The 17591-nt window shown below is 68.7% G+C and carries 10 protein-coding genes; 4 read left to right on the forward strand and 6 right to left on the reverse strand.

Annotation, left to right across the window (positions count from 1 at the left end):
• Window positions 1-22: 22 nt before the first annotated feature.
• Window positions 23-985, forward strand: a complete 963-nt coding sequence (gene ku / locus ACYQ6W_RS18495) for a non-homologous end joining protein Ku (protein ID WP_459677392.1) — start codon at window positions 23-25, stop codon at window positions 983-985.
• A gap of 7 nt (window positions 986-992) precedes the next feature.
• Here the strand turns inward: ku and ACYQ6W_RS18500 are convergent, their stop codons facing one another.
• Window positions 993-3833 (reverse strand): AIDA repeat-containing protein, encoded by a 2841-nt coding sequence (locus tag ACYQ6W_RS18500; protein WP_459677394.1) that lies wholly within the window; start codon window positions 3831-3833, stop codon window positions 993-995.
• Between the two features lie 154 nt (window positions 3834-3987).
• Between ACYQ6W_RS18500 and ligD the strand changes: the two genes are divergently transcribed.
• On the forward strand, window positions 3988-6552 hold the full coding sequence (gene ligD / locus ACYQ6W_RS18505; protein WP_459677396.1) for a DNA ligase D: 2565 nt from the start codon (window positions 3988-3990) through the stop codon (window positions 6550-6552).
• 144 nt (window positions 6553-6696) lie between these two features.
• On the opposite strand, the gene ACYQ6W_RS18510 is transcribed toward ligD, so the two are convergent.
• Both ACYQ6W_RS18510 and ACYQ6W_RS18515 read right to left on the reverse strand, forming a co-directional pair.
• Complete coding sequence (locus ACYQ6W_RS18510) at window positions 6697-7017, reverse strand: alkylphosphonate utilization protein (protein WP_459677398.1); 321 nt, start codon at window positions 7015-7017, stop codon at window positions 6697-6699.
• Window positions 7018-7077: 60 nt separating this feature from the next.
• Window positions 7078-7698: a histidine kinase dimerization/phosphoacceptor domain -containing protein gene (locus ACYQ6W_RS18515; RefSeq protein WP_459677400.1), complete on the reverse strand. Its 621-nt coding sequence runs from the start codon at window positions 7696-7698 to the stop codon at window positions 7078-7080.
• A gap of 309 nt (window positions 7699-8007) precedes the next feature.
• Between ACYQ6W_RS18515 and ACYQ6W_RS18520 the strand changes: the two genes are divergently transcribed.
• Window positions 8008-8841, forward strand: a complete 834-nt coding sequence (locus tag ACYQ6W_RS18520) for a response regulator (protein ID WP_459677402.1) — start codon at window positions 8008-8010, stop codon at window positions 8839-8841.
• Between the two features lie 301 nt (window positions 8842-9142).
• Here ACYQ6W_RS18520 and eno read toward each other — a convergent pair whose 3' ends face one another.
• From eno to ACYQ6W_RS18535, 3 genes are all read right to left on the reverse strand, one after another.
• Complete coding sequence (gene eno, locus ACYQ6W_RS18525) at window positions 9143-10420, reverse strand: phosphopyruvate hydratase (RefSeq protein WP_459677404.1); 1278 nt, start codon at window positions 10418-10420, stop codon at window positions 9143-9145.
• Window positions 10421-10529: 109 nt separating this feature from the next.
• Complete coding sequence (gene upp, locus ACYQ6W_RS18530; protein WP_459677531.1) at window positions 10530-11168, reverse strand: uracil phosphoribosyltransferase; 639 nt, start codon at window positions 11166-11168, stop codon at window positions 10530-10532.
• A 91-nt stretch (window positions 11169-11259) separates the two neighbouring features.
• Entirely contained in the window at window positions 11260-14631 is a 3372-nt protein-coding gene (locus ACYQ6W_RS18535; protein WP_459677406.1) for a YhdP family protein, read from the reverse strand.
• A 17-nt stretch (window positions 14632-14648) separates the two neighbouring features.
• Between ACYQ6W_RS18535 and ACYQ6W_RS18540 the strand changes: the two genes are divergently transcribed.
• A complete protein-coding gene (locus ACYQ6W_RS18540; protein ID WP_459677408.1) occupies window positions 14649-17579 on the forward strand; it encodes a bifunctional [glutamine synthetase] adenylyltransferase/[glutamine synthetase]-adenylyl-L-tyrosine phosphorylase in 2931 nt (976 codons plus the stop codon).
• Window positions 17580-17591: the final 12 nt, after the last annotated feature.

Consider the following 17591-nt stretch of genomic DNA (forward strand, 5'->3'; position numbering starts at 1 on the left):
AGTCGCGTGAGGGTAGGAGAGCATGGCCAAGATCGCACCGCGCCGGCGCAAGACCGCGCATCGGGAAACGCCCGCCGGCGCCGGGCGCCCCGTCTGGTCCGGCTCGCTCCGGCTCGCGCTCGTCACCGTACAGGTGCAGCTCTTCTCGGCCATCAAGACCGGCGCCCGCCTCTCCTTCCATCAGATCGACGAGAAGTCCGGCAAGCGCATTCGCTATGAGAAGGTGGCGCCCGGCATCGGCGCCATCGACAGCAGCCGCATCATGAGGGGCTACGAGGTCTCGAAGGGCAACTACATCCTGCTGACCGACGAGGAACTCGACTCCGTCAAGATCGAGGCGCGCCGCACCATCGACCTCGTGCAATTCGTCGATCATTGCGAGGTCGACCCCATTTACTTTGACCGGCCCTATTACGTGCTGCCGGATGGCGAGCTGGCGGAAGAGGGCTATGCCATTCTGCGCGATGCGCTGCGCCGCACCGGCAAGATGGGCCTCGGCCAATTCGTCATGCGGGGGCGCGAATATGTGGCCGCCCTGAAACCCTGCGGCGAGGGGCTGATGCTGGAAACGCTGCGCTTTTCGGACGAAGTGCGGTCGGCCGCTCCGCTCTTCGCCGATATCGGCGACGAGCATGGCGATGCCGAGCTGCTGGACTTGGCCGAGGAGCTGATCGCCCGCAAGACAGCCAAGTTCAAGATCGACACCTTCCACGACCGCTACACGGAATCCCTGCGCGAGTTGATCGAGGCCAAGGCCAAGACCGGCAAGCCGATCGCGGTGGACGAGGAGAAGGCGGAAGGTCAGGCGAGCGGCAAGGTGATCGACCTCGTCGCCGCCCTCAAGCGCAGCCTCGCGGCACAGGAAGGACCTTCGGCCGCTAACGATGCAGCCCCGCGCGGCGCGAAATCCACCTCCCCGGCACGTGGCGGCAAGACCGCGAAGCCTGCCGCCAAACCCGCGCGCACCCGGCGCAAGGCGGGCTGAGCCCCCCTTAGCGAAAGATCGTGTGGTCCAGGTTCTGGATCAGGATTTTCGTGTCGTCCGTCAGCACGATGAGGTCGCCACCCGCGACCACGCCTTCGGCCGCGATCGGGTTGCCCGCATAGCCGCCGAAGGCCAGCACGTCGGTCGCCTTGAGATCGGCAATGATGACGTCTCCGCCAGCATGACCGTTGATAAAGCCGTAGACGTCCGCGCCGCCGCTGCTGCCCTGCACGCTCGCGACCCCGGCGCCCCCGATGAAGGTATCCGCCCCCGTCCCCAGCGCCACGAGATCGGAGCCGGTTCCCGCGAAGATCTGCTGGTCGCCGCTGCCCGTGGTGCCATCGATGGTGGTGGCGCCGCTGCCCGCGACGATCAGCCCATCCTGGCTGCCATTGGTGAGGATGAGGGTGCTTCCGGTGCCACCCACCATGGTGGAGGCGCCGGTGCCACCGACCAGGGTGGTAGCCCCCGACCCGCCATAGAGTTCGCTGGTGGCGGAGCCGCCTTCGAGGAAGGTGGGTGCGCTGCCGGTGCCGCCGAAGAGCGTGCTGTCGCCCGTGCCGCCCAAGACGGAGACCGAGCCGGTCCCACCCACGAAATAGAGATCGGCGGTCGCGCCGGAAACGACGGTCGGGTCGCTGCCTCCGGTCACCGTCACCGCATCGCTGCCGGCCGTGATCGTGTCCGCGCCCAGCACCGAGAGGGATTCGGAGGTCGCGGTGGAGACGTCGACGAAATGCACTCCGTTGTCGATCAAGGTGCCCCCGGCTAGCAAGGTGACCCCGCTGGTCAGACCGCCGGACTGAATGAGCAATTCGCCGCCGCTGCTGACCACCGCACCGGCCGCGGTGCCGCCGGCGGAGACGATCTCGGTGCCATTGGCGGAGATGACCGTCCCCATCGTCGTGCCGCCGGAGGAGACGACGACCTCCCCGGGGACGACGATTTGAGCGCCCTCGCTAAAGGCGATCAGCGTCTGCACCGTGGCGCCCGACAGCAGGCCACCCGCCTGCACCGCCGCTGTGCCACCGGAGACCACCTGGCCCAGCGCCGTGCCGCCCGCCAGGATTTCCTGCCCGCTCGTCTGGATGGTGCCGCCGCTCGCGATGCCGCCGGCGGTCACCGTCATCGTGCCGCGGACATTGGCGCCGAACGCCGTGCCGGCCACCGCCAACGCGCCGAGTTCGGTGCTGCCGGCCGCCATGGCGAGGGTGGCGCCGGCACTCACCACGCCACCCGAGACGATGCTGCCCGAGAGCGCGGAGAGCGCGGCACCCTCGCCCAGCGAGGTGAAGATCGCCTTGCCCCCGGAGGCGACGACGACCGACCCGCCCGAGGCGACGACCGAATTCAAGGCAGCACCTGCGGCGCCGACGGCGAGAAGACCGCCGGACATGACCTCATCTTCGACCGAGAGACCGGAAGAGAGGACGGAGAGCGTGCCACCTGCGCTCACCACGGTGCTGCTCGCAATGCCGGAGCTGGAGACGGTTTCGAGACCGCCGCTGCTCAGCACGGAGGCGGAGGTGCGCCCGCCGGAGAAGACCGTCACCGTGCCGCTGGAAGAGACGATGCTGCCCGAGACCGTGGCCCCGGCCGACACGATCGCGCTACCCCCGGCAAGGACGGTGGTGCCCACCGCCTGGCCGCCGGAGGAGACGACGAGGCTGCCGCCGGAGGAGACCTGGGTTCCCTGCCACAGCCCATTGCCGGCGGAGAGGCTGGCGCTCGCGCCCGACAGGATCTGCGCGCCCTGCTCCGTGCCGCCCGCCGACAGGACCACGCTGCCGCCGGCGCTGAGGCGCGTACCGCTCACGACGCCGCCGGCATAGACATATTGGGTCGCGCCGGAGAGGAGGGTCGTGCCCTGGGCGACGCCGCCCGAGCCCACGTCCTGATAGCCGCCGCTCGAGACCCGGTCGCCGGTTGCAACGCCGCCGGAGGAGAGGAATTCCGTCCCTCCGCTCGAGACCAGGGTGGAGACGGCGGAGGCGCCGTAGACCGTCATCTGGCCGCTATCCTTCAGCGTGGTAGCACTGGCCACGCCGCCGCTGCTGACATAGAGCCGCCCACTCGTCACTGTCGCGCCAAGGCTGGTGCCGGCCACGTCGAGTTCGGGCTTGCCTAGCCCCCCGCCGGAGACGGTGGTGTTCACGGCCGTGCCGCCAGAGCGGACGAGGATTTGGCCGGTATTGGTGACCAGCAGCACGGAGCCGCCGAGCGCGCTCCCATTACTCAGGACACCGCCACTCGACACGAAGACGTCGCCGCGGCTCACCACGATGTCCGAGGCCTGACCGCCGGAGGCGACCGTGAGCACCACGCCCTGGATGGCCACTCCAATGGAACTGCTGATGGTGAGACCGGCCGCGCTGCCATAGACGGTGATGGCGCCGCTGGTGAGCGTGCCGTCGCCCGTGATCAGGCCGCCCTGGCTCACGACCGCGGAGGTGTAGAGCCCGCTGCCGCCGACGATGGTGCCGCCGGACAGCAGCTCCGTGCCGCCGCTGGAGACGATCGTGGCGCTGGCCGTACCGCCGCTATAGACGCGCAGCGTGCCGCCGTTCCTCACCTGGGCATCGGTGGCGGTGCCCGAGCTGAACACCTCCTCCGATCCGCCCTGGCTCACCAGGGTCGAGACGGCGATGCCGCCGGAGCCCATCACTTCGCGGCCGCCATTCGACAGCACGGTGTTGTAGGAGGTGCCGCCGGAGCGGATGAGTTCCAGCCCGCCGGAAGAGACGGTCAGCCCCGTGGTATAGCCGCCGGCAGAGACGATGAGCGTATTGCCGCTGGTCACGCTACCGCCGCTCTGGGACTGGCCGGTGCTGATGATGGTCTCGGTCATGTCCCGTGTTCCTGGCGTGAAGAGAGGCGGTGCGATCAGTGCGATAGAGAGGCTAACGAATTCGTTAGCAGATTGCACTCAATGCAGCGAGGGCCATATCGCTCTCATCGCCTGCCATCAACGTGATGACCGCGCATCGCCGGAGAGTCCCGCCATGGCGCGCAGCGCCGCTTCCCTCGACCGCTACAACGAAAAGCGCCGCTTTTCGGAAACGCCCGAGCCGCCGGGAAAGCGCAGTAGGCGGCGCACGACCCAGGGCCTCAGCTTCGTCGTACAGAAACACGATGCGACGCGGCTGCATTACGATTTCCGGCTGGAGCTGGATGGCGTGCTGCTGAGCTGGGCCGTGACCAAGGGGCCGAGCCTCAACCCCGCCGACAAGCGCCTCGCCGTCCGCACCGAGGATCATCCTCTGGAATATGGCGGGTTCGAGGGCATCATCCCCAAAGGCAATTACGGCGCCGGCACGGTGATGCTGTGGGACCGCGGCACCTGGGAGCCGATCGGCGATCCGCATGAGGAATTGGCGAAGGGCAAGATCGCCTTCAACCTGCATGGCGAGAAGATGCGCGGCCGTTGGGCCTTGGTGCTCATGCGGAAGGCCAGCGAAAAGCGGGAGAACTGGCTGCTCATCAAGGAGCGCGACGACGAGGCGTCCGAAACGCGGGACCTGCCCGACGAAGTGCCGGATAGCGTGGCGAGCGGGCGGGATCTGGCAGCGATCGCCGCGGCCGGCGGCATCTGGCGCAGCGCCCCCCGCGGCGGCGCCGATCCGAAGACGGCGCGGGCCGCCAAGAGCCATCGCTGCCCGGCCTTTATCCCGCCCGAACTCGCGACGCTGGTGGAGGCGCCACCGGCCGGGGAGGACTGGCTCTTCGAAGTGAAGTTCGACGGCTACCGGATCGAGATCGCGGCGAGCGGCGCGGAGGTGCGGACCTATAGCCGCTCCGGCCTCGACTGGACCGAGCGTTTCCCCGGCCTCGTCGCCGCCGCCAAGTCGCTCGATCTCGACGGGGTTCTGATGGATGGCGAAGCGGTGGTGATGGACGCCGAGGGCCGCAGCGACTTCGGACTGTTGCAGCACGCGCTCGAATCCGGCCAGGGCCGCATCGTCTACATGGCCTTCGACCTGCTGCAGGAAGCCGGGCGGGACTGGCGCAAGAAACCGCTTGCCGCGCGCAAGGCGCGGCTCCGGGAAATCCTGGCCCCGGCGGAGCGGGACGGCGTGCTGCATGTGAGCGACCACATCGCTGGGGAAGGCACGGCGCTGCTCGCCATGGCGCAGGAGCGCGGGCTCGAAGGAATCATGGCGAAGCGGGCCGACCGGCCCTATCGCTCCGGCCGCAGCGAGGCATGGCAGAAGATCAAGGTGGCGCAGGCCCAGGAATTCGTCATTCTCGGCTATCGGCCGTCGGACAAGCAGCGCCCTTTCTCCTCGCTGCTCCTCGGTCTGAGGGAGGGCGACGGCTTCCGCTACGTGGGCCGGGTCGGTTCCGGCTTTTCCGAAGAGACGCTGAGCCGTCTGGCGGGCGAGTTCCGCCGCCGCGCCACCAAGCAGCCGGCCGCGGACGCCATCCCGGCGGAGGTGCGGCGCGAGGCGCATTGGGTGAAGCCGGAACTCGTCGCGGAAATCGCCTTTGGCGGCTGGACACGGGAGGGCTTCGTGAGACAGGGGCGATTCATGGGCCTGCGCGAAGACAAGCCGGCACAGGACGTGACGCGGGAGGAGCCGGCCGCGTCAGGCGCGGCGCCGAAGTCTGCCGCCAAATCCCCCAAGGACTCACCCGCGAAATCCAGGGCGAAGCCCAAGCCGGGCGGCGACCCCGCCGCCGATCTCCTCGGCGTCACGCTCACCCACCCGGAGAAGGTGCTATTCCCAGACTGCGGCGTCACGAAGCAGGAACTTGCCGCCTATCTCGCGGCGGCCGCGCCCCGCATCCTCGGTGTCGCCGCGGACCGCTATGTCAGCCTCGTACGATGCCCGGACGGGATCGAGGCGGAAGGCTTCTTCCAGCGCCATCCGAGCCGCGGGATGGACCCGGCCTGGCAACATGCCCGCGTCACCACCACCCATGGATCGGAAGAGTATCTCTACTTCACCGAGGGACGAGCCCTGCCCGCGGCCGCGCAACTCGGCGTGATCGAATTCCACATCTGGGGCAGCGACCGCGCGCATCTCGAACAGCCGGATCGGATCGTCTTCGATCTCGACCCTGACGAGGGCCTGCCCTTCACCACCGTGAAAGACGCCGCTTTCCTTATGCGGGACGTGTTGGAAGCGCTCGGGCTGCGCAGCCTGCCGCTGCTCAGCGGCGGCAAGGGCATTCACGTCGTCGTCCCGATCCGTCCCGAGCATGATTGGCCCGCGATCAAGGCCTTCGCCGGCAATCTGTCCCGCCGCGTCGCGGCCGAAAGGCCGGAGGCTTATGTCGCGACCATGAGCAAGGCGAAGCGCCACGGCCGCGTCTTCATCGACCATTTTCGCAACGAGCGCGGGGCGACGGCCATTGCCCCTTTTTCGCCCCGGGCGCGCCCCGGGGCGCCGGTCGCCTGGCCGGTCACCTGGGAGGATCTGCCCGGCGTGAAGGCCGCGAACCAGATCCGCCTGCGGGAGGCGATCAGCCTGCTGCGCGAAGCCACGGCCTGGGACGGCAAGGCCGCAGCACCGCAGCGCCTGACGCGTGCAATGCTGGCCGCCGCCGCTGGAGACACGCCCTAAGCGCATCATGCCCGGCCTGGCCGGCCGCGCTTCATGCCGGGCATCTACCCCTCTGGGCGCCCCCACCCGGTCGACCCCCGCGACAAGCCCGGGGATGACGTGGATGTCAGGAAGACCACAGAGTCTCGATACCGGCGCCAAGCCTCAGCCGCGCTTGCGCACGAATTCCGTGCGCAGCACCAGACCCTTGATCGTCTCGTGCCGGCAGTCGATCTCCTCAGGGTCCTCGGTCAGCCGGATAGACCGGATGACGGTGCCCTGCTTCAGCGTCTGGTTGGCGCCTTTGACCTTGAGGTCCTTGATCAGAACGACCTGATCGCCGTCGGCGAGTACGTTGCCGGCGGCATCCGCCACCCGCAGGCGGCCCGGCGCGGCAGCAGCGGCGGCCACCTCGGAGGCGGGGCGCCACTCGCCCGTCGCTTCATCATAAACGTAATCATCATTGCCTGCGGCATCTGGAAGCATCGGCCCATCCCTTCGTCTGGCGCCGCTTCTCTCCCGGGCGGGCGCCGCGAGCAAGGGCGATCAGACGAGTTCCTGCCTCGGCAGGCTGATATGGAGTTCGGTGGGCGGCACGTTCATCAGGCGCTCGGCCCCGAGCTGCTTCAGATGCCCTTCCAGCAGCCGCTCGCGCAGCGTGTCCATCAACGGGTCGATGACGACGGGCGCGGTGATGGACAGGCAGACGTGATCTGGCTCCTGCTTCGTCGCGAGCGCCACCGTCCCCTGCGCGTCATGCGTCGCGTCCAGCACCGGCGGCAGTACCACGGCGAGTGCCAAGGCCAGAGTGATCGCCTGGTCGAGATTGATCATCAGCTTGGCTTCGCAGGCGGCCATACGCACCTCGTGGGTTCGCCCGCCGGCGACCTCGACCAGGCCGGAGACCACCTCGCGGATGAGATCGTCGATCGAGACCTTGATCATCTCGCCGGAGGCGTAGACCACGCGATAGGCTGCGGCCATGGCCTGAACGTGCTCTTCCAGAAAGCGGATTTCGCCCCGGCGGTCCCGCGGCAGCATCCGCTTCTGGACGTTCATCAGGCTCACGATGATTTGCAGGTTGTTCTTCACACGGTGGTGAAGCTCTCGGACAAGCCCGTCGCGGTCATCACTCGTGGTCGTCGCCTGCGATCGCGTCGCGCCCATACTCTTGTCTGCTCCACTCGTCGCCTGGTCACGACCCATAAGGATTTTTCTGTCATCGCCGAATTGGCGGCCTCTGTCCAACCGCCAGCGAAGGCTCATATCGGGGTACAGCGCGGAACTGCCAGGGGCGGCGGGACGACGCCATGCGCGCCGCGTGATCAATCTGCGGCGAGAAGACGCGCGACACAGAAGCTTGATGATGCCGCCGGTGGGGGTTACTGCCATGCATGAGGTCCGACTGTCCGGCCAAGGGATGCTTCGGGCCGCCTGCCAGTCTCTTCTACGGATGACGCTTCCCGGATGACGCAGATGCATAATACGACCCAGATCGCCGCTCACCTTCCCTATCTGCGGCGCTTCGCCCGGGCCCTGACGGGCAGCCAGGCGGCCGGAGATGCCTATGCGGCGGCGGCGCTGGAGACGATCTCGATCGAGCCCGATGCGCTGCCCGCCGACCTCGACCTCAATGCGGCCCTGTACAAGGTCTTCCTCACCATCTGGGGGTCGGTGCCGGCCAATCGCCGGCATCATGCGCCGGCGCTCGCCGACGCGACGCCCGCCGAAGGCCACGACATAGAGCAGATCACCCCCCTGCCCCGCGTCTGCTTCCTGCTGCATACGATGGAAGGCTTCTCGTCGGACGTGATCGCGAAGCTCGTCGATCGCCCGGTGGGCGAGGTGCGCCGCCTCATCGACGAGGCGGAGAAGGAAATCGCCGCGCAGCTCCATGCGGACGTGCTGATCATCGAGGACGAGACCATCATCTCCATGGATCTCGAAGCCCTGGTGAGCGATCTCGGCCATCACGTGGTGGGGGTCGCGCGCACGCGGACGGAAGCGATGGCGCTGGCCAGCCGCACCAAGCCCGGCCTCATCATGGCGGACATCCAGTTGGCCGACGGCAGCTCGGGCCTCGATGCGGTGGCGGACATTCTGGCGGGTGTGGAAGTGCCGGTGGTCTTCATCACCGCCTATCCGCAGCGGCTCTTGACCGGCGACAGGCCCGAGCCCTCCTTCCTCATCACCAAGCCCTTCCAGCATGAGGTGGTGAAGGCGGTGATCAGCCAGGCGCTGTTCTTCGATCAGCGCGCCCGGCTTGGCCGCAAGAGCGGCTCCCGTTTTGGCGCGGTCTCGGCGAACTGATCCGACGGTTTAGCCCGTCTGACGCGAGGGGAATCACGGTAGAATTGTAATGCCCGGGGTTGGCTAGCCGTACCCCTAGCCGGGCACCTACCTAGTGAGGCGGCCTGGCTTAAGGAACGTCACGTAAAAATCGTCATGCCCGGGCTTGGCCAGCCGCGCTTGACCCGGGCACCGACCCGCGGCATGAAGCCGCGGGTGACGATGAAAGAGGCGCGCTGCCTACACTCGAGATGCTCCCGTTCCGGCACAAAAAAACCCGGGCCAGCGATGGCCCGGGTTTTTCGTCTGGTCGGCGGCGGCCTCAGCCCTTGAGGATGGTGCGGCCGGCGTAACGCGCCGAAGAACCGAGAGCATTCTCGATCCGGATCAGCTGGTTGTACTTCGCCACCCGATCCGTGCGCGCCAACGAGCCGGTCTTGATCTGGCCGGCATTCGTCGCGACCGCGAGATCGGCGATGGTCGCATCCTCGGTCTCGCCCGAGCGGTGGCTGATGATGCTGGTGAAACCCGCGCGATGCGCGATCTCGACCGCTTCCAGCGTCTCCGTCAGCGTGCCGATCTGGTTGACCTTCACCAGGATGGAGTTGCCGGTCTTCTCGGCGATGCCACGGCGCAGGCGCGCGGGGTTGGTGACGAAGAGATCGTCGCCCACCAGTTGCACCTTGGCGCCGAGCTTTTCGGTCAGCAGCTTCCAGCCCGCCCAGTCGTCCTCGGCGCAGCCGTCCTCGATCGAGAAGATCGGATACTTGGCGACCAGCGCTTCCAGATAGCCGACCATGCCGGCGGAATCGAAGGTCTTGCCCTCGCCTTCCATCTTGTACTGGCCGTCCTTGAAGAACTCGGTGGAGGCGCAGTCGAGCGCGAACATGATGTCTTCGCCAGGGCGGTAGCCGGCCTTCTCGCAAGCCTTGGAGACGAAGTCGAGCGCCTCTTCGGCCGAGCCGATGTTCGGCGCGAAGCCGCCCTCGTCGCCCACGTTGGTGTTGTGGCCCGCGTCGTGCAGCGCCTTCTTCAGCGTGTGGAAGATTTCGGAGCCGATGCGCACGGCATCCGCGATGCCGGTGGCGCCCACCGGCATGATCATGAATTCCTGGATGTCGATCGGATTGTCGGCATGCTGGCCGCCATTGATGATGTTCATCATCGGCACCGGCAGGGTGCGGGCATCGACACCGCCGAGATAGCGGTAGAGCGGCAGGTCGTATTCGATGGCCGCGGCCTTGGCGACGGCGAGCGAGACGGCGAGCATGGCATTGGCGCCGAGCCGGCCCTTGTTCGGCGTGCCGTCGAGGTCGATCATCAGATCGTCGATCTTCACCTGCTCGGAGGCTTCGAGCCCGGCCAGCGCCTCGAAAATCTCGCCTTCGACATTCGCCACCGCCTGGGTCACGCCCTTGCCGCCGAAGCGCGCCTTGTCGCCGTCGCGCAGCTCCACCGCCTCATGCGCGCCGGTCGAGGCGCCGGAGGGAACGGCGGCGCGGCCCATGGCGCCGCTTTCGAGAATGACGTCGACTTCGACCGTGGGGTTGCCACGGCTGTCGAGAATCTGGCGGGCGACGATGTCGGCAATGGCGGACATGGCTGTTCCTTCCGGGGTGGCGTTTGGCCACGGCGTAGAACCGCCGTCAGCGGAAGGCAAGGCCTCCGCGCGGCACAAACGCTTTCAAATTAAACTTTTGCTCAAACAGTCACTTCGTCCCAAACAAACGGTCGCCGGCATCGCCGAGACCGGGGCGGATATAGGCATGTTCGTCCAGCTCCCGGTCGAGCGCCGCGGTATAGACCGGCACGTCCGGATGTTCGTCCAGCATCACGCGCACGCCTTCCGGCGCCGCGAGCAGCGAGACGAAGCGCACCTGCGTCGCGCCCGCCCGCTTGATCACCCGCACCGCCGCCGCCGCGGAATGGCCGGTGGCCAGCATCGGATCGACGGCGATGACCAGCCGCTCCTGCACGTCCTCGGGCAGCTTGGTGAAATATTCCACCGGCCGCTTCGTCACCGGGTCACGATAGAGCCCGATATGGCCGACGCGGGCGGAGGGCACGAGGTCCAGCAGACCATCCAGCAGACCGTCGCCGGCGCGCAAAACGGAGACGAAGCAGAGCTTCTTGCCGGCGAGGAGCGGCGCCATCATCGGCTCCAGCGGCGTTTCGATCGGCACCATCTGCAGGGGCAGGTCGCGCATCACCTCATAGCCCAGCAGCAGGCTGATCTCCTTCAGGAGATGGCGGAACTCCTTGGTCGACTTCTCCCGCCTCCGCATCAGCGTCAGCTTGTGCTGAACCAGGGGGTGGTCGACGATGGTGAGATTGGGGAAGGCGGGCATGACGCCGGAACTCGCTTCTTCTGCAGGGTCAGTCACTCGTCCGTCATGATGCCGTCACCGCCCGGCGGCGGCAACGGCCACCGCCGCAAGATCAGCGCGGCGGCGCGTCCGCCGGCTTGCCGTGGAACAGGTCGCGCAGGAAGCCCGGCGCCAGCATGGACAGCGGGTTCACGTGCACGGCCGGATTATCGACCGAGCCCACCAGCTGATACTTGGCCGCGAAGACGCCGCCGCCCTTGTCCGGGCTGAACAGCTTGCCGATCACCGGGATATGGCCAAGCAGGGAATTGAAGAAATAGGCCGGCACGATGGTGCCCTGGATGTCGATGGCATTGCGCGGCAGATCGACGGTGCCGTCGGCGGTCAGCCCGAGGGAGGCGCTATAGGCCCGCGCCTGCGCGATGGTCAGCACGCGGCTCTCCAGCCGGAAGGGCATCACCATCGTGCTGAAGAACAGCCCCGGCCCATGCAGCAGGTCGACCACGCCGTAGAGCGTCATCGCCTGCAGCGCCTTCGCGACCGTCGGCGCGTTGCCGAGGGTGAACTTGTCCATCTCCACGGTGCCCACCAGCGGGTGCGTCGGCCGCTGGTCGTCGTAGCGCGCGCTGATGCTGAGGGCACCGCCATTGATCATGTCGTAGGCGTCCGTCGCGCGCAGCAGGCCGCCGAGATCGGCGCTGGTCAGCCTCACCTGCCGGCCGCCCGCGCCGTCGGGCACGATCGTCAGATGCGTCACCGCACCCGAGGGCACGACGCGCACGGTGACGTCCGCGCTGCGCACCACCGTGCCGTCATTCACTACCTGGCCACGCAGCCCCTCGATCGCGCGCGGGCTGCCGCCGGCAAGCTGGCCGAAGAGCACGCGGTCGAGAGAAACGGTCGCGCGCCAGGGCGGATGCGGGGCGAATTCGTCCTTGGAGGAGATCTGGGACAGCGCGTTGTTGGCGGGGCGTGCGCTGGGCTTCGGCTTGGGGCCGAAGACGGCGGACAGGTCCAGCGCCTTGCCCTGCACGTTGATGACGTACGGGTCTCCCTTTGCGGCCGGCAGGCCGACGCTGCCGGAGAGATCGGTGAGGCCGAGCCGCAGCCGTTCGATGTCGATGGCCGAAAGCTGGTCCTGGGTGAAGCGTGGCTGGACGGAGACGTCGATGCCGGTGCCCTGCAGGGTCACGGGGTCGAAAGCGATGATCCGGTCGCCCTGGAGGGCGAGGTGGATCGTGCCCTCGGCATTGCCCGCGCCGCCATCCCAGGCAATGGTCGGGACCCGGAGATGGGAGGCCGGCAAGGCGAGCCGCACGGTGATGTCCGTCCGGCCGCCGCGCTGCGCCGCAACCGTCACCGTTGCATCGGCGGTGCCGGTGAGGAATCCGGCCGTCGGAACCCCGGCGGCGGCGAGTTGCGCCGGATCAGCCGTCGCCTGCGCCTGAAGATTGGCCACCACCCCGGTCGGCGGTCCGTCCGAGAAATCGACGTCGAGGCCAAGCGTGGTGGGGATGCCGGACAGGGCGGCACTGCCCGCGAGGTGGAGCTTCGCCATGGTCGCGTCGACCGTGATCTTGCCCTGCGCGAGATCCCGCCCGAGCAGCAGCTTGGACAAAGCGAGATCGGCCACCGTCACATGCGTCGTCATGCCGATCTGCGCCGCCGTCACCCGTGCGTCGAGCGGCAGGCTCAGTTGCACCTGCGCGTCGAAACTGCCGCGCGTCACGGTCAGCGGCACCGGCAGGCCGCGCAGCAGGTGCAGGCGCGGATGGTTGATCAGGGCGACGGCATCGGCAACCGGGCCGCCGACATTGACGGTGATGGTGCCGATCTGGTCGCGTTCGTTGAGCCCGGTGATGACCATCTGGCTGTTGGAGACGGTAAGGTTGCCCTGCCGCGCATTGTCGACGCGGATGCCGACGGCATCCGGCCCCTGCAGTTCGATCGCGCCCTGAACCTCCGTGAGCGGGGGCACGGGCGGCAGCCAGGCCACCGTCAAATTCTGCGCCGGCACGGAGCCTGTTGCAGAAAATATTTCGATATCAGAGAGATCGATATTGCTTCTCAGACCGAGATTGAACGATCCGGCCTGCAGCTGGCCGCCATGGACCTGCGCCTTGATCCAGTTGCGCGCGCCATCGGCGAAGCCCGGCGGCCAGTAGGAGAGCAGGTCGTCGGAGGCCACGTGATCGATGCCGAGGCCGAGGCTGGCGACGATGGTCCGCGCCTCCCAGGTGGCACCACCGCTCAGCGTCACGGTCGGCGGCGGCGCGGCGCTGACCGCGCCGAAAAGAATGCGGGAGCCGGAATCGATCGCGAGATGTCCCTCGTCACCGGAGAGGTTCACGGCGAGGGCAGACACCGGCACCGCCGAGCCATCGATGCGGAGATGGCCGTCGCTTGCCGTCAGCGCGGCCTTCGCCGTCTCGATCGTCGCGGTGGGACCCGCGGTCAGCTCGACCGCCGCCTGCAGAGGCATGTCCGGCACCGGCAGTGCCGCCTGGGCGCCGATCGCCGCCAGCATGCCGGCCGGGTTGTCGAGCCGCGCCGCGAGCGCAAGATGCACCTGCCCGGCCGGGGTGACGGCGCCGCGCAGGCTCAGGCTCGGCCGTTCCTCCGCGGTCGCCTGCGGCAGGGCGCCGGCGCGGGAGGCGAGAACGCCCGTCGTCTGCAGGCTCAGCCCGCCGCCATCCCCGCGCGCGGCGACCAGCGTCAGGTCGCCGAGCTGCAGGGCGCGGACGGTGAGATCGACCCCCGCTGCGGGCTGCGGCGTCGCGGCACCGGGGGCAGGTTCGAGAACGAGGCTCGCCCCGGTGACGGTGATGCGCCGTAATTCCGCGAGGCCGGCCAGTCGCACGCGTTCCAGATGGCGGTCGTCCTGCGGTGGCTGGCGCAGCACGTCGATCGCATCGCGCGCCGTCGCCCGGAGGTCCCAGCCGGCAGAGCCCAGATCCCGCGCATCCGGCCCGGCCTCCTCGGTCGCTGCGGCACGCTGCATCGTGATGTGGAGACCGTCGAGCGAGATGGTGCGGGGGGCTACGGTGCCGCGCACCGCCCAGGCCGCGGAGAGATCGACCGCCGCCTCGTCCAGCGTGAGGCTGCGGTGATGGCGCAGGTCGGTGACGGAGACATGGGCGGCCATCACCTGCACCGGCTGGTCCGGCCCATGCGTGTAGCCGCGCCAGGCGATGGAGAGATGGCCGACCGAGACCCGGTACTCGGGGGCCGCGGCCTGGGCGATGCGGCCGAGGCGCGGCAGCATCCAGGACAGATCGACGGGCCCCTGCGCCGCGCGCCAGGCGAGCAGGCTGCCGCCGAAGATCAGCATCAGCATCACGCCTTCGACGAGGAGAATCGTCGCCTGCAGTGGCCAACGCCACCAACGGCCGCGATGGCGCCCCCGGGGCGGCGGCGGGGTGGCCGGCTGAGCTGGCGGCGGTGGCGGCTCCGGCCGTGCCTCTTGACCCTCGGCCCCGCTCATGCCCAGCCTCGCGGGCCATGAGCACCGAGGACACGACCTTTCGCTGGCCCGCGCCGGCCGACCCGGCAGCCGCCGAAGCCTTCGTCGCGCGCCTGAAGGCCGAGGTGCCGGAGGCGGCGGCGCTGCCCGCCGCCATGCTGGCCGCGATCGGCGGCAACAGCAGCTATCTTGCGGATCTCGCCCGGCAGGAAGCGGCGACCTTGCAGCAGGTGGCGCAGGAAGGCCCTGGTGCGGCGGTGGAAGCCGCCTTCCGAGACCTCGGCGGCGCCGCGCCCACGGCGCCGCGCGATCGGGTTTCCGCAGCACTCCGCCAGGCCAAGCGCCGGGTCGCCCTCGCCATCGCCCTGGCCGATATCGGTGGGGTCTGGGGCCTCGGCCGCGTCACGGCCGCGCTCTCCCGCCTGGCCGAGGAGACCTTGCAGCTCGCTCTGCGACATCTTCTGCTCCAGGAGCACGGCCGCGGCCGCATCGCGCTCACCGCTCCGGCGGAAGACCCCATCCAGGGCAGCGGCCTCTTCGTCCTGGCGCTCGGCAAGCTGGGTGGCCGCGAGCTGAACTATTCGAGCGATATCGACCTCATCCTTCTCTACGAGCCGGCAGCCATTGCCTCTCCGCAAGAGACTATAGGTGCGACCTACACGCGCCTAGCCAGGGAACTGGTCAAACTGATGGAAGCGCGGGAGGTGGGTGGCTACGTCTTTCGGGTCGACCTGCGCCTGCGCCCCGATCCATCAGCCATGCCGCTCGCCATCTCCGTGCCCACGGCGATGACCTATTACGAGACCATGGGTCGCAATTGGGAGCGCGCGGCCTTCATCAAGGCGCGGCCGGTGGCGGGAGACCTCGCCCTCGGCCAGAGCTTCCTCGACGGCCTGCGCCCCTTCGTCTGGCGGCGGCATCTCGATTTCGCGGCGATCGCCGACATCCACGCGATGAAGCGCATGATGGACGCGCATCGCGGCGGCCCGATTCCCTCCGGCCCCGATGCCGTCGGCCGCCTGCTCGCCCACAACCTCAAGGTCGGGCGCGGCGGCATTCGCGAGATCGAATTCCTCGCCCAGTCCCAGCAGCTCGTCTGGGGCGGGCGGCAGCCGATCCTGCGCGTCGGCGCGACTCTGCGGGCGCTCCGCCTGCTCACCCGGCTCCGCCACATGGACAGCACCACGGCCGCGACGCTAACGCGGGCCTACCGGCTGCTGCGCCAAGTGGAGCACCGGCTGCAGATGGTGGCGGACCGGCAGACCCACGCCCTGCCCACCACGCGCGAGGGCATGGCCGCCCTTGCCACCTTCATGGGCTACGAAAGCGCCACGGCCTTCGCCGAAGCGCTGCTCGCCGAACTGCTCGCGGTGCAGAGCCTCTACGATTCCTTCTTCGAGCAGGAGGACGAAGACCATTACGAGGCCGAGGCCATCGCCGTCGGGCCGGGCGGCACCCCGGTGCCGGAGACGACGCTGAGCCGCCTCGCCGCCCTCGGCTACGCCGACGGGCCGCATGTCGTGGAAACCATCCGGCGCTGGCTGTGCGGCCGGCCGCGCGCCCTGCGCTCGGAACGCGCCCGCAGCCTCCTCGAACACCTGCTGCCGCCGATCCTGCGGGCGATTGCCGCCCAGCCGCAGCCGGACCAGACCTTCGCTCGCTTCGACCACTTCATCTCCGGCCTGCCCGCCGGCATCCAGCTCTTCTCCCTCTTCACCCGCAATCCGGCGCTGATCGACCGTATCGCCCTGCTGCTGGGGGCGGCTCCGGGCCTCGCCGACCATCTCGTCAACCATCCCGGTTCGCTCGAAGGCCTGCTCGGCTCTGAAGCCGCCCGCGCCGACCCGGTGCGCGCGCTGCATGCCCAGATGGTCGATGCCGGCAGCCTGGAAGACGTGATCGGCATCACCCGTCATTTCGTCAGCGAGGAGCAGTTCCGCATCGGCGTCGCAACGCTCGAAGGGCGGATGGACGTGGATGCCGCGGGCCTCGCCCGCACGGCGCTGGCCGATGCCGCTCTCTCCGTCATTCTCGATGCGGTGGCGAAGCAGCAGGCCGAGCGCTACGGCTGGCTGCGCGGCGCCGTCTTCGCCGTGCTCCTGCTCGGCAAGGGCGGCAGCCGGGAGATGATGCCGGGGTCCGACCTCGACCTCATGCTGATCTACGACTGCGCCGAAGATGCCGAGACCAGCGAGGGGCCGAAGCCCCTCGCCCCCAGCCAGTGGTTCGCGCGCCTGGTCAATGCCTTCACCAGCGCGTTGACCGTGCAGGGCGTGGAAGGTCCGCTGTTCAAGGTGGACATGCGGCTGCGCCCCTCGGGCAACCAGGGGCCCGTGGCGGTCGCGCTCCCCTCCTTCCGCAAATACCACGCCGAACTCTCCTGGACCTGGGAGCAGATGGCGCTGACCCGCGCCCGCGTCGTCACCGGCAGTGCGGACTTCCTGCCCGTGGTGGAAGCCGCGCTGCATGAGGCGCTCGGCCCCCGCCGCGGCCCGGAGGCACTCCGCGCCGATGCGCTGGACATGCGGCGGCGCATCCTGCGCGAACTGCCACCGCAAGGGCCCTGGGACGTGAAGCTGATGCCCGGCGGCACGATGGAGGTGGAGTTCACGGCGCAGATCCTGCAGCTCGTCCATCTGTCCGAGCGGCCGGAGCTGCGCGACACGACGACGGCGCAGGCGCTGCGCAACCTCGCCTTCGGCGGCTTCATCACGGAAGAGGAGGCGGCCGCGCTGATTGCCGCCGATCATCTCTGGCGCACCATCCAGAGCATGCTGCGCCTGACCGTCGGCGCCACGAAGAAGACCGAGCTACCGGAAGCGAGCGCGCGCCTGCTGCTGGCGGCGACGGGAGACGCTGATCTTCCCGGGCTCCGCGCCCGTATGGAGCACACGGCCGCTCTGGTCCGCGCGAGCTTCATCCGGCATATCGGCGATCCAGCGCGGCCGACACCGCCCCAGCCAGAATAAAGGAGCCTGCCC

This window comes from Acidisoma sp. 7E03 (genome assembly GCF_054665075.1).